This window comes from Pedobacter sp. HMWF019, from assembly GCF_003061025.1.
GTDB lineage: Bacteria > Bacteroidota > Bacteroidia > Sphingobacteriales > Sphingobacteriaceae > Pedobacter.
Genome location: NZ_QAIL01000077.1, coordinates 1 through 13,751 on the forward strand (window position 1 = coordinate 1; position 13,751 = coordinate 13,751).

Below are 13,751 nucleotides of genomic sequence, written 5' to 3' on the forward strand. Positions count from 1 at the left end.
ATATATAGGCGTTTGCTGCTTGAACATATCGATCATTTCAATCATAAATTCAGCACTGTCTCCAGACATATCCTTCAAATAAGAAAGATCAAGCGGCAAGTTATTTTTTTTTAAGTCGATCATTAAACAAAACTAATAAATTATACTTTTATGACTGGCAGATTATCTGCCAAACTTTTTAATATTTCTGAAATTTTCATCCCTAAAACAGGATGCATGACATCTCCGGCTATTTCAGCCAGTGGTACCAACACAAATTTACGGTACTGCATTTGAGGGTGCGGAACTTGAAGCCGATCGGGAATATCTATAATTTCATTGCCATATAGAATCAGGTCAATATCAATCAATCTTGCCCCCCATTTTTCATGCCTTACCCGTCCAAGCTCTTTTTCAATTGACAGTACCTTTTCCAATACGTCCTCCGCAGTTAATCCAGTTTCTACTTCAACCGCAACATTTAGAAAAGAGGGTTGGTCTTCCTTTCCCCAGGCAGCGGTTTCATAAAAAGAGGAAATTCCCTTTACAACCCCAACATCTTTCTTAAGATAACCAATTGCATCCGTAATAAGCTGATGTCTCTCACCTAAATTACTTCCGAGTAACAAATAAACAGTTTGTCTATCCAATAGCATATATATGGCAACATTTTATAATACGCTCTAAAGTTAGGAAACATCTCGGAGCTTATTGCGTTTTGTAACCTGAAGCTGTTATAGGATTCCTATATTTACAAAATAATTCGCCTTTAATATGAAAGATTTTTTCAAGTATGTTTTTGCTACAGTTCTTGGTTTTGTGATTTCCATTGTCCTGATTAGCTTAGTTTTCGTAGCCATTATAGTTGGCATTGTCTCCTCTATAAGTGAAGATAAAAAGATCCCTGTAGAAAGTAACAGCGTTCTGTATTTAAATCTTGATCAAACCATCAAAGAACGCACCCTCAATAAACGTTTTGAAAATCTTCCGGTAATAGGCTCTGGCGAAAAAAGCATTGGTTTCAATGATTTGATCAGAGGCATTAAAAAAGCAAAAACAGATGAGAACATTAAATGCATTTATCTTAATGTAAGCGCACCTGGCGCAGGCAAGGCTACGCTTAAAGAGATTAGGGATGCGCTGGTTGATTTCAAGTCCAGCAGAAAACAAATCATTGCGTATAGCGAAGTCTACTCACAGGACGCTTATTACCTTGCCTCTGCTGCCAGTAAAGTATACCTCAATCCTCAGGGAGCATTGGAGTTTAAAGGTTTCAGTTCAGAACTGATGTTTTTTAAAGGTGCTCTGGAGAAACTTGGTGTTGAAGCACAGATCATACGTGTTGGAAACTATAAGAGCGCTGTAGAGCCCTTTATCACAGATAAAATGAGTGATTACAACCGCCAGCAGGTTACGGCTTATGTAGGTGGCCTATACAATACCTTTCTGGAAGGAATATCTCAAACCAGGAACATTCCAAAAGATAGCCTGTTCTCCTGGGCAAACAATTATAAGATCCAGCTTCCGCAGGATGCTTTAAATGCGAAAATGATAGACGGATTGAGATACAAAGACGAAATCATTGCTGAACTCAAAACGCTGAGCGGAACAGAAAAAGGCAACAATATGCGTACGGTGACCATCAATGACTACGCAGAGAACCTGAGTCAGGACACACCTTCTGCCAAAGATAAAATTGCAGTTGTATATGCTAATGGAGATATCACCGGTGGTGAAGGTGACGATAATTCTATAGGATCTGAAAGAATTTCAAGAGCCATCAGAAAAGCCAGAGAAGACAGCAGTATCAAAGCCATCGTTCTTAGAGTAAATTCGGGAGGAGGCAGTGCACTGGCATCTGATGTAATCTGGCGAGAAATCATCCTTAGTAAAAAAGTAAAACCTGTTATCGCTTCTTTTGGCGATGTTGCCGCGTCAGGAGGGTATTATATCGGTTGTGCAGCAGATTCTATCTTCGTTCAACCAAATACAATCACCGGCTCTATTGGCGTTTTTGGTATTATTCCTAATTTCCAAAATTTACTGAACAATAAGTTGGGCATTACCTTTGATGGGGTTAAAACTGGAAAGTACGCAGATATCATGAGCGTAAATCGTCCTTTAACTTCTGGAGAACGTTTTATTATTCAAAACGATGTCAACCATGTCTATGACAGTTTCATTACCAGAGTAGCAGATGGACGTAAAAAGACAAAAGAATATATTAACTCTATTGGAGGAGGCCATGTTTGGGTTGGCACAGACGCTGTGAAAAACGGCCTTGCAGACAGATTAGGAAGTTTTAATGACGCGCTTGTTGCTGCAGGAAAAAAGGCAAAATTAAAGGAATACCGGGTTGTTGAATATCCTGAAAAAATGGATCCATTCAAATCATTGATTGAAAATACAACAGACAAGATCAAAGTATATTATGCCAAACAGGAATTCGGAGACAATTACTTCCTGTATCAGCAAATGAAAAAAGCCATCATCAATTCTGGCTTGCAGGCAAGAATGCCATTTGAAATCAAAGTACAGTAGCTTTTTGCTACTGTACTTTTCTCCATCCCGGATGGATGGTTAAATAAGTATTGTTTACCGATTCATTTTTAGGGTGAATGGTCATTGCTCTTGTAAAGTACTGGTCATTTGCCCTTTTTACATCAAAGGCCAAACCTTCCTTTTGGGAATCGTACACATACAAGGTGTCTTTTTTCGAGTTGTCCACATACATAGAAACCTGTTTGAGAGAGGGCAATCGCTGGATAGTATGCCCCAAATCCGCATTGTTCTGCAGGCCATTCTTCGTTGCATATCCGCTTGTATTAACCATTACCTGCCTCACGACCTTTGAAGACATTGTACTGTCTTTATAGGTGGAATAAATTGCCATTTCACCATTATCTGATCCGCTTTCACCATCTTTCATCTTCCATATTGACCATGCCTTACCCATAGCTGCATCGCCGTCATCAGGTTTACCAAGTAATTTAAATACTTCTTCCATATCCTGTCCAATGCTTATTTTCCCCATTTGTTTGCCAGGCACCACCAGTTGTGGGTCTCCTATTGTGGGTATTCCTGTTTCCCTTAATGCAGTTGTCGCTTGTTCTTTATCCGTTGAATCTTTCTGATCAACAGCTCTTTTATTAGAATGGCTGCAACCCGTATTCAGCGCAAGCAACCCGATACAAACCAGTTTTATGTTATTCATCAGATATATTTTTATTTTCAACAAGAAAGAACAAAAAACTGTGCCACGATTGCTTAAACAAAAAACAAAGCTTTTTTTTAACTTAGCAGTCCATGGAAAACAAGACCATATCCCGTACGCTTCGTTTGCTTTCCCAATTGATGGAATTGCATAATGAGAACTCATTTAAGATCAAATCTGTAGCTAATGCTGCTTTTAAAATAGACAAACTCCCTTTTGCAATCAAAGATAAAAACCTGGAAGATATTGAAAAAATAGATGGTCTGGGTAAAAGTATTTCTTCAAAAGTTTGGGAATTATTAAACAAAGGAACCATGACCGATCTGGACAATATTCTAAAGGAAACACCTGAAGGTATTGTAGATATGCTTGGTATTAAAGGCATCGGCCCAAAAAAGATTGTTGTGATCTGGAAAGATCTGGGCATAGAAAGCATTGGAGAGCTGTATTATGCCTGCAATGAAAACCGCTTAATTGAAGCCAAAGGTTTCGGTTTAAAGACCCAAGAGGAAATTAAAAAAGTAATTGAATTCAGCATGGCTGCCCAGGGAAAATTTCTCTATGCGCGTGCCGAAGGATTAGTTAATAAGCTATTTGCTGATTTTGCATTATGGCTAAACCAGTTTAAGAACGAACCACTTCTAGGTATCGGAGGAGATTACCGCCGCTGCCTGGAGATCATTGAAGAAGTTTCCTTTCTGATTGGTGCAGATTCACCTGAAGAAGTTATAGATCAGCTGGACAATTTTGAACCTCTGTCTTTTCTGGAGCAAACAGATGGCTCTTTTGTTGCCGACAGCCCTTTCGGTCTAAAAATAAAACTTCAGATTACAGAGAAAAATTCATTTTATCTGGACTGGTTTGTCTTAACCGGAAATGAGAAACATGTTACCGAAGTATTGGAACAGGCAGGACCTGGTCCTTTTACCAGCGAGCAATCTATTTATGAGATGGCAGGGTTAGCTTATGTAGAACCTGAACTGCGGGAAGGCTTAAATGAACTGGAACTGGCAAGAGCAAATAAATTGCCCCTTATGCTCACAGGACAGGATCTCAAAGGAAGCCTGCACAACCACTCTACCTGGAGTGATGGTGTACATACACTTGAGGAAATGGCATTGTTCTGCAAAGAAAACCTCAAACTGGAGTACCTGGGCATTTGCGACCACTCCAAATCGGCCTTTTATGCCAATGGCCTAAATGAACAACGAGTTTACGCTCAACATCAGGAAATTGATGCCCTAAATCAAAAACTTGCTCCTTTCAGAATATTTAAAGGTATTGAAAGTGATATCCTAAATGATGGCTCCCTGGATTACAGTGAAGAGATTCTTAAAACTTTTGATTTTGTAGTGGCTTCTGTGCACAGCAATCTAAGAATGGATGAAGAAAAGGCGACAGCCAGGTTAATCAAGGCTATTGAAAACCCTTATACGACGATCCTGGGACACCCAACCGGAAGACTTCTTTTGAGTAGAAAAGGTTATCCTATAGATTATAAAAAAGTAATCGATGCCTGCGCTGATAATGGGGTAGTCATAGAAATCAACGCCAATCCGCTTCGTCTTGATTTGGACTGGCGCTGGCACAGATATGCACTGGAAAGAGGCGTGCTGCTCTCCATAAATCCAGATGCCCATCGTAAAGAAGGCTTTCATGACATGCATTATGGCGTACTTGTTGGCAGAAAGGGCGGTTTAACTGCTCATCAGTGTCTTAATGCCATGAGCCTTTCAGAAATCTCAAATTTTTTTAAAACAAAGAAAAATAGCATATCCTTATCAAATCAGAAATAAAAAGCGTTGAAAAAACCTGCAAAAATACTTGTAATCAGATTGAGTTCCATGGGAGACATCATATACACCACGCCAGTGGTACGATGCTTAAAGGAACAATTACCTGACTGTGAAGTCCATTTTCTGACTAAGCCTGCTTTTCAGTACATCTACAGGAACAATCCTTACCTCAGCAAACTCCATATATTAAAACCAAAACTTTCTGATACAATTAAAGACATTAAAGCAGAGAAGTTTGATCTGATCGTAGACCTGCATAATAACCTGCGTACCTCTATCATAAAACTGTCTACCCGTATCCCCTCCTCAACTTACAAGAAAGAAAGAATCAATAAATGGCTTGCCTTAAAATTCAAATGGAAAAATATGATCTCTCCAAAACATCTGGTAGAGAAATATCTGGAGACAGTTAAATTTCTTGGCATTAAAAACGACGATAAGCCCATTGATTACTATATATCCAAAGACTACCAGTTAAAAGACCTCCTTCCTCCATCTCATCTGGAAAAATATGTAGCCTTTGTAATCGGAGCAACCCACTTTACCAAACGTTTGCCAAATGATCAGATCATTAAAATCTGCGAAGGTATTGATTCACCCATTGTACTGCTTGGAGGGCAAGATGTAAAAGAGAATGCAGACCTGATTCAAAATACTCTTGGAAATAAGATATACAGTACCTGTGGACTAACCAATCTGGATCAATCTGTTTTCCTTGTTTCCAGGGCGCATAAAGTCATCGGATTTGATACCGGTCTTACCCATATATCTGAAGCCTTTAACAAGCCACTTGCCTCTATCTGGGGAGGTACAACGCCTGAGCTATTGGGTGTACAGCCTTATAAAATCTCTGAATCCTTTATTGCTGGAATTGAGCTCTCTTGCAGGCCTTGTTCAAAATTCGGTCTGGAAAAATGTCCTCTCGGACATTTCAAATGTATGAAAGATCTGCCTGAGACTCCAATTATTGATTTTATAAATGCTTAAAAATATAAACCCCATCACCAAAGGCCAATCTGACAAAAAATAAAACATGATGAAACAGCTTCTTTTAATAAGACACGGAAAATCAGACTGGAAAGACAGTCATATCACTTCAGATTTTGACCGCCCACTCAATCACCGCGGACATAAGAATGCACCTGTGATGGCAGAAAAAATCCTAAAGAAAGGGCTGGTACCTCAGCATATTATCAGCAGTCCAGCCATACGAGCCTGGTCTACAGCAAAACATTTTGCAGAGGTATGGAATTTCAAAACTGACGATCTTCAGACAGAAAGCTCCATATATGAAGCAAACATAACTGCTTTATTGAAAATAGTAAATGGCTTTTCTAATGATATTGACCGTATCGCAATGTTTGGTCATAATCCAGGATTTACAGATTTCGCAAATTATCTTGCTGATGCTAACCTGTACAATATACCTACTGCCGGAGTTGTGGTACTCCGTTTCGACACAGACAACTGGGCAGAAATAGGGCATCACACAGGCACCATGTTGTTATTTGATTTCCCTAAGAACACGGATGAGCCGCATTGACAGTTGATCAAGAACAACATAGTATGCATGATTTAACAGCGGTTAAAACTTAAGATGTTTTACCGTTAGTCCATTATTAATCAATTGTTTTAGAGAATCGATTCCAATTTTCAAATGCGTTTCCACATAATTTGAAGTAACGGTACTGTCACTCTCTGTTGTTTTTACTCCCTCAGGAATCATCGGCTGATCAGACACCAGCAGCAAAGCACCCGTAGGAATTTTGTTAGCAAAACCCGTTGTGAAAATAGTCGCCGTTTCCATATCTACAGCCATCGCACGCAGGCTTTTCAAATATTTTTTAAAATTCTTATCATGCTCCCAGACTCTTCGGTTAGTAGTATAGCAGGTTCCTGTCCAATAATCACGTGAATGATCACGGATAGTCGTTGAAATTGCCTTCTGCAAAGCAAAGGCTGGAAGAGCCGGTACTTCGGCAGGTAAATAATCATTTGAAGTCCCCTCGCCTCTTATTGCAGCAATCGGAAGGATAAGATCACCAAGCTGATTTTTCTTCTTTAAACCGCCGCATTTACCTAAAAACAAGACAGCCTTAGGCATTATAGCTGTCAGCAGGTCCATCATAGTTGCTGCTAATGGACTTCCCATGCCAAAGTTGATAATGGTGATCCCATTTGCCGTTACACTCTGCATAGGTTTATCCAGACCGACAATTGGAGCATTGTCATTCCATTCCGAAAACATCTGCAGGTATTTACTAAAATTGGTCAGCAGGATGTACTGTCCGAATTCTTCCAATGGACGTCCGGTATATCTTGGAAGCCAGTTTCTCACAATATCTTCTTTTGATTTTAAACCTGCTTTAACCGGAGATTCAACCTCTTTCGATTTTTTCACTTTTCCTGCAGCGTCGGCTGCTTTTTTTACATCTTTTTCTTCGTTCATATATTTCTCCTTATTTATTAATTATTCCTGTTATATGTTACTACATTAAAACCTGGGTCATTTTCGGAAATAACAAGTTAAAAAAAATCCCCGTAAAAACGGGGACTAAATTCTTATGCAGCTTTTAACTTTTTAAAATCGGCTTTTTCAAATTTTTCTACCGCATAATCTAGTGTGATATTCAATTCCTTGACACCAGGGTCAGAAGGGATATCAAACATAGCATCCAGCATGATGGCCTCGCAAATGGACCTTAACCCCCTTGCGCCCAGCTTATATTCCATAGCCTTATCGACAATAAAATCCAAGACATCATCTTCAAAAATGAGTTTCACTCCTTCAAATTCAAACAACTTCACATATTGACGAAGTAAAGAATTCTTAGGCTCGGTCAAAATATTTCTTAATGCCGCCTTATCCAGTGGATTTAAATGTGTTAAAACAGGTACACGTCCAATCAACTCAGGAATCAGACCAAAGGACTTCAAATCCTGAGGCGTAATATACTTGTACAGATTCTTAAGATCCAGATCTTCATCGTCCTTTTTCACTTTATAGCCCACTGCCTGCGTACGCAAACGATTGGCAATTTTACGTTCAATGCCATCAAAAGCACCTCCGCAAATGAAAAGAATATTATTTGTGTTCACTGGAATCATTTTCTGATCCGGGTGCTTACGTCCTCCCTGAGGTGGTACGTTGACAACAGTACCTTCAAGTATTTTTAGCAAAGCCTGTTGAACACCCTCACCAGATACATCCCTGGTAATCGACGGATTATCACTTTTACGGGCAACCTTATCTACCTCATCAATGTAAACAATACCACGCTCAGCAGAAGCCACATCATAATCAGCAGCCTGCAATAAACGAGTTAGAATACTCTCCACATCTTCCCCAACATAACCAGCTTCCGTTAACACTGTCGCATCACAAATACAAAATGGTACATGCAATATTTTAGCTATAGTTTTTGCAAGTAAAGTTTTACCAGTACCCGTTTCACCAACCAGCATGATATTTGATTTTTCAATCTCTACTTCATCCTCCTGGTTTACTTTCTGACTTAATCTTTTATAATGGTTATAAACCGCAACAGAAAGCACCTTTTTTGCATCATCCTGACCAATTACATACTGATCAATATGTTGCTTAATTTCTAACGGCTTCAATAAGGTTACCGATGCATCCAGACCTTTTGATTTCTTACTGCCCAACTCCTGTACCAGCAACTGATTAGCCTGCGCCACACATTTATCACAGATAAAGGCATCCAGACCTTCAATAAGCATCAAAGTGTCCTGCTTGCCAGAACCACAAAAGGAGCAGCGGGATTCTTTATTTTGTTTAGCCATTTTATTATTTATTGTTTGAACCTAACACCTCATCAATCATTCCAAAGCTCTTCGCTTCTTCTGAAGTCATCCAGTAGTCACGATCTGAAGCTTTTTCTACCCACTCATAGCTTTGGCCAGAATGATTAGAGATAATATCATATAATTCTTTTTTCAATTTAAGCATTTCCCTCAGATTGATTTCCATATCAGAAGCTACACCTTGCGCACCGCCTGATGGTTGGTGGATCATTACCCTGGAATGTTTCAGGGCCGCACGTTTACCTTTTGCTCCCGCAACCAACAGAACCGCTCCCATTGAAGCCGCCATACCTGTACAGATTGTAGCCACATCCGGGGTAATGTACTGCATCGTATCATAGATACCTAAACCTGCATACACAGAACCACCAGGAGAATTAATATAAATCTGTATATCTCTGTTACTGTCCGTAGACTGCAGGAACAACAGCTGCGCCTGAATAATATTTGCATTTCCATCATAGATGGCATCACCTAAAAAGATGATACGATCCATCATCAAGCGGGAAAAAACATCCATCTGAGCAACGTTTAACTGACGCTCCTCAATAATATAAGGTGTCATGCTCTTAGGAGAATTATTTGCCTGGCTGATGAAACGATCTACATTCAAACCGTTTATACGGTGATGTTTAACTGCGTATTTTCTAAATTCGTCTTTATCTATTTTCATGAGAATCTATTTTTTATCTTTTATATGCTTATCAATAGTAAACAAACTAATTTGCTAATTTATTATGGTATTGTAAAATTTGAACAGCTTTTATATACATAAGGCGGCCTTAAAAAAGCCGCCTTACATTCATTTATAAAATTAGATGATTCTCTTTCGAATTAAACCAACTCTACAAATTTATTATAAGCTATATCTTTTTGGTCTAAAGTAGCCACAGACTTAATGTATTCAAATACTTTAATCGCTTTGACTTCTTCAAAGATGCGGTTCGCATTGTCTTTTTCCTTAAGGAAAGTAGCTGTATACTGAGCTAACTGATCTTCAGGTAGAGGACTTGGACTATACATTCTGAACTGAGCATCTAAACGTTGTTTCGCTGTTTGGAAAACATCCTCGTATTTGATCTCAATGTTGTTTTCTTTAATCAATTTATTCTCAATTAAAGTCCATTTCAGATTTTTAGCAAAATCCTCATATCCTTCCGCCAACTCTTCGTCAGTCAATTTTTCGTTGGTTGCTTTCAACCATTTACGTAAAAATTCATCAGGCAATTCGATTTTAACGCTCTCCGTCAGTTTAGTATAGATATCATTTTGCAATTTGCGATCTGCATCTTGCTTAAACATCCCTTCTACTTCTTCAGTAATCTTTGCAGTAAATCCAGCTTCATCTGTTACTACACCTTCACCAAATATTTTATCAAAGAACTCTTGGTTTAAATCTGCCTCCTCTAAACGGTTTACATTTTTAACCGTTACCTTGAATTTAGAATTTAACTCTTTGGCATCCTCCTCGCTGATGTTTAATAATTTGGCAATTGCACCCTCATTTTTATCAAAAGCTTTTTGAATATCCAATTCAACAACATCATCCTTTTTCAGCCCGATTAAAGATTTATGAATCTTTTTGTCTTTAACCAAATCAAGACGGATAGACCCTGTTGCATTAATTCCACCTTCAAAAACTGAACCATCAGGAGAAAGTTGTGCTAATTCGGCATAAAGTACGTCATCATCTGCCGAAACTTCAGGGTTTGTCATTTTGCCATAGCTTCTACGGATATTTTTGATACGTGAAGCCAGCGTTTCCTCGTCTGCTTTAACATTGTATTCAGTAAACTTATCTTTAGAAGTAATGTTTACATCAATAGCAGGAGCAAGTCCCAGTTCATAATCAAACTCAAATTCATCGGTATTGTCCCATTTGAATTCTTTAGTATCATCCATAACCGGCAAAGGCTGACCAAGGATCTCTACTTTATTCTCTGTAAGATAATTATTTAAAGTTTCACTTAGCAGATTATTGATTTCTTCAACAAGGATGCTTTTGCCATACATTTTTTTGATATGGGCTGCAGGCACCATTCCTTTACGGAAACCAGGAAGGTTTGCTTTCTTAGCCTGATCTTTGATGGCTTTGTCAACCTTTTCAGTATAATCTTCAGGGGCAATCTTAATTTTTACGATTGCATTTAAATCGTTAATTTTTTCCTGTGTAATGTTCATTTTTCTGAATCAAAATATTTTACCAATGTCCTTATATAAAAATTCCCCCGTGTTGCGGGGGAATTTCAATGTGCGGAAGAAGGGACTCGAACCCCCACGCCGTGAAGCGCCAGATCCTAAGTCTGGTGCGGCTACCAATTACGCCACTTCCGCAGTTAGGAGTTGTTTAGGACTGCAAAGATAGAGATTGTTTTTAAAAGTCAAAATGCTTTTTCAATTATTTTAAAAAAAACATTAGAGCTGGTTTAACTGCCCTAAAACACACTTTAGGCAGCAATTACATAGTCTTCTGACAAACAGACAAATACACCAAAATCATGTAAGATCAGAAGAGAAATTCCATCTAGGGGTCTTTCCATAAATACTTTGATAGATCTGTAATAGCTTTGACTTAATATATTTAGGCCGATCTTTAAACTTCCCATCATAAGTGACATACCAGTGGACATGCAAAGCCTCGATATCCTCTATCAGCATTTGTACCGGCCAGGAATTCTTTCTTCTAGTCTCGTCAAAATGTAGCCCTTCCACCAAATTATCCCGAAGACCATCGCTAATATGCTCCCCTCCTTCAACAGCTCCCAAAAGATCAACCCCGCTTTTGCCAATATAAATCAGTTCAACCCGTCCCCTTTTTAATGCGTAGACCAAAAAAACGCCGTATTGATCTGAAGGAGCATTACATACCTCTTCAAGGCTGTCTGTCGCCTGATAAAAGAAATTGCCCTGCTTTGTATATTTTTCTAATTCGTCGAACATTTTTCAAGCAAATAATCTCCAATATAATGATTCTGCTACAAAACAAAAAAATATTTAAAGTCTCAGGAAAAAGCATCATACCTTAACAAAACAGATGATCTAAAGCAAATCATTAGCTAAGTTAGCCAGCTCACTTCGTTCTCCTTTATCCAAGGCAATATGTGCATATAGAGGATGTTCTTTAGCACTTTCAATCAGATAAGAAAGGCCATTGCTTTCTGCATCAAGATAAGGTGCATCAATCTGATATATATCTCCAGTAAACACGATTTTGGTATCCTCCCCCGCCCTGGAAATAATCGTTTTAATCTCATGGGGCGTTAAGTTCTGAGCCTCATCCACAATAAAGAAAATTTTCGTCAGCGTTCTTCCTCTGATATAGGCCAGAGGTGTAATTACAATTTTTTCAGTACTTACAAATTCATCTATTCTGGCCTGCATTTTAGGATCGTTAGCATATTGCTCCTTTATAAACCTCAAGCTATCCCAAATGGGCGCCATATAAGGATCAATCTTTGACTTTGCATCACCAGGCAAAAAACCAATATCCTTGTTGCTTAAAGGAATAATCGGCCTGGTAACATAGATCTGTCTATAATCTTTTCGCTGCTCCAATGCACATGCCATCGCAATCAACGTTTTACCTGTTCCAGCTTTCCCCTGCAGAGTCACCAATTTAACATCTGGATCTAGTAAGGCGTGCATTGCCAGCGCCTGTTCTTCATTCCTGGAAGAGATATTAAATACTTTCCTTGAAGGAATAACAAAAAGCTGTTTCTTTAATGATTGGTAATAAGTCAGCAGTGTTTTTCTTTTATTTCTTAAGATATAAAAATGGTTGCCCCCAATAACAGGTACATCCAAGTCCTTTGCATCTGCAGTTCCCGCAGACTTAATTTGGGCAAAAAAATCATCAGAGATCCGTGTAAGGGTCGTTTTCCCAGTATATAATTCTTCTACATTTTTTACCTTTCCAGTTTCATAATCCTCCGCATTTAGCGCTAGGGATTTAGCTTTAAGCCTAAGGCATATATCTTTGGAAACCAAAATCACCTTTTTGTCCGGAAATTCCTGCCTTAACGCCAATGCGGCATTCAATATTCGATGGTCAAATTTACTTCCCCCAAATACCTTCTCCGCATCTACCTTACCCGGGTGATTATCCATCACCACTTTAAAGCGCCCACCTTTCCCGCCTTTTATTGCAATCCAATGGTTCATAATCTTATCTCCTGAAGCTTGATCCATCAGCCGAATAAAACTTCTGGCCTCAGCATTCCTGGTTTCATTACCATTTTTCATATTATCCAATTCTTCCAATACTTGTATTGGGATAGCTATATCATGTTCCTGAAAATTATTAAAGGCATTATGATCGTATAAGATAACAGAGGTATCAAGAACAAATATTTTTTTTTTAGCTGGCGAAGAAGACTTGGGGATTTTACTCATAACTCCTAAAAATAAGGATTTTATGGCATTTCAGAAAAAAAAGAAACCGGAGTCCTCTTCGTTCGATTTGGTTTCTCCGGTTTCAGTCTTTAATAGCCTTAACTATTAAAAACTTCAAATCTCAGTTGCTCTTACTTTTCATGTTATATGGATTCTCACAAACCTTTTCTAACATGTCTATTACTTTCTACGCTTGCTCCTTGGAGCAGTTCATTTAAGTAACGTCCGTCTCTAATTCAGAATTTTACTATTATTTTTCAATTTTAGTTTTTACATCATCGTTTTCTCTGTCTCCTTTGAATTCGATAATTTCTGATCAATCGAAATGTCCAGAATCTTTCTGCCCGTAAGCTAAGTTTTTCTTTTTGGATCTATTTCTTCAGACAGTCAAAGTACCTCTTATTTGATATAATCTAATTTACAGCTAATTAGCTCTGGAAGCAAGAAAAAAACAATATATTTTATTCACAAGTTCCTAACAAAATTATCAACAAAAGGAATGTCTCAAACCTCCCTTCAGCCCAATTAACGTCCACTTTTTCAAC

At 38.5% G+C, this 13,751-nt stretch carries 12 protein-coding genes and 1 tRNA gene; 4 read left to right on the forward strand and 9 right to left on the reverse strand.

Translation table 11 applies throughout. The annotated features are described in order from the left end of the window. Positions 1 to 140: 140 nt before the first annotated feature. The gene (folK, locus tag DBR11_RS04740) at positions 141 to 635 is read right to left on the reverse strand and encodes a 2-amino-4-hydroxy-6-hydroxymethyldihydropteridine diphosphokinase (protein ID WP_108550461.1); all 495 of its coding nucleotides are present in this window, start codon (positions 633 to 635) and stop codon (positions 141 to 143) included. Between the two features lie 118 nt (positions 636 to 753). Here folK and sppA point away from each other — a divergent pair, with 118 nt between their 5' ends. After that, positions 754 to 2,520 (forward strand): signal peptide peptidase SppA, encoded by a 1,767-nt coding sequence (gene sppA / locus DBR11_RS04745; protein ID WP_108550462.1) that lies wholly within the window; start codon positions 754 to 756, stop codon positions 2,518 to 2,520. Between the two features lie 7 nt (positions 2,521 to 2,527). Here sppA and DBR11_RS04750 read toward each other — a convergent pair whose 3' ends face one another. After that, complete coding sequence (locus tag DBR11_RS04750) at positions 2,528 to 3,193, reverse strand: hypothetical protein (protein ID WP_108550463.1); 666 nt, start codon at positions 3,191 to 3,193, stop codon at positions 2,528 to 2,530. Between the two features lie 92 nt (positions 3,194 to 3,285). Between DBR11_RS04750 and DBR11_RS04755 the strand changes: the two genes are divergently transcribed. From DBR11_RS04755 to DBR11_RS04765, 3 genes are read left to right on the forward strand one after another with little or no spacing between them, the layout of a single operon-like run. Continuing rightward, complete coding sequence (locus tag DBR11_RS04755; protein WP_108550464.1) at positions 3,286 to 4,989, forward strand: DNA polymerase/3'-5' exonuclease PolX; 1,704 nt, start codon at positions 3,286 to 3,288, stop codon at positions 4,987 to 4,989. Positions 4,990 to 5,037: 48 nt separating this feature from the next. Next, on the forward strand, positions 5,038 to 5,976 hold the full coding sequence (locus tag DBR11_RS04760; RefSeq protein ID WP_233260647.1) for a glycosyltransferase family 9 protein: 939 nt from the start codon (positions 5,038 to 5,040) through the stop codon (positions 5,974 to 5,976). Positions 5,977 to 6,022: 46 nt separating this feature from the next. Then, positions 6,023 to 6,532: a histidine phosphatase family protein gene (locus DBR11_RS04765; RefSeq protein ID WP_108550466.1), complete on the forward strand. Its 510-nt coding sequence runs from the start codon at positions 6,023 to 6,025 to the stop codon at positions 6,530 to 6,532. Between the two features lie 42 nt (positions 6,533 to 6,574). Here the strand turns inward: DBR11_RS04765 and DBR11_RS04770 are convergent, their stop codons facing one another. The 7 genes from DBR11_RS04770 to DBR11_RS04800 all read right to left on the reverse strand — a co-directional run bounded on the left by DBR11_RS04770 (position 6,575) and on the right by DBR11_RS04800 (position 13,206). Then, a complete protein-coding gene (locus tag DBR11_RS04770) occupies positions 6,575 to 7,438 on the reverse strand; it encodes an AMP nucleosidase (RefSeq protein ID WP_199233759.1) in 864 nt (287 codons plus the stop codon). A 113-nt stretch (positions 7,439 to 7,551) separates the two neighbouring features. After that, positions 7,552 to 8,793, reverse strand: coding sequence for an ATP-dependent Clp protease ATP-binding subunit ClpX (clpX, locus tag DBR11_RS04775; RefSeq protein ID WP_108550467.1), 1,242 nt, complete (start codon positions 8,791 to 8,793; stop codon positions 7,552 to 7,554). Positions 8,794 to 8,797: 4 nt separating this feature from the next. Further along, positions 8,798 to 9,487 carry an ATP-dependent Clp endopeptidase proteolytic subunit ClpP gene (clpP, locus tag DBR11_RS04780; protein ID WP_108550468.1) on the reverse strand — a complete coding sequence of 230 codons (690 nt, stop codon included), beginning with the start codon at positions 9,485 to 9,487 and terminating at the stop codon, positions 8,798 to 8,800. A gap of 161 nt (positions 9,488 to 9,648) precedes the next feature. Next, positions 9,649 to 10,995 (reverse strand): trigger factor, encoded by a 1,347-nt coding sequence (tig, locus tag DBR11_RS04785; RefSeq protein WP_108550469.1) that lies wholly within the window; start codon positions 10,993 to 10,995, stop codon positions 9,649 to 9,651. Between the two features lie 71 nt (positions 10,996 to 11,066). After that, positions 11,067 to 11,148, reverse strand: a tRNA-Leu gene (locus DBR11_RS04790). A gap of 162 nt (positions 11,149 to 11,310) precedes the next feature. After that, on the reverse strand, positions 11,311 to 11,754 hold the full coding sequence (locus DBR11_RS04795; RefSeq protein WP_108550470.1) for a hypothetical protein: 444 nt from the start codon (positions 11,752 to 11,754) through the stop codon (positions 11,311 to 11,313). Positions 11,755 to 11,853: 99 nt separating this feature from the next. Next, positions 11,854 to 13,206: a PhoH family protein gene (locus tag DBR11_RS04800; protein WP_108550471.1), complete on the reverse strand. Its 1,353-nt coding sequence runs from the start codon at positions 13,204 to 13,206 to the stop codon at positions 11,854 to 11,856. Positions 13,207 to 13,751 lie beyond the last annotated feature (545 nt).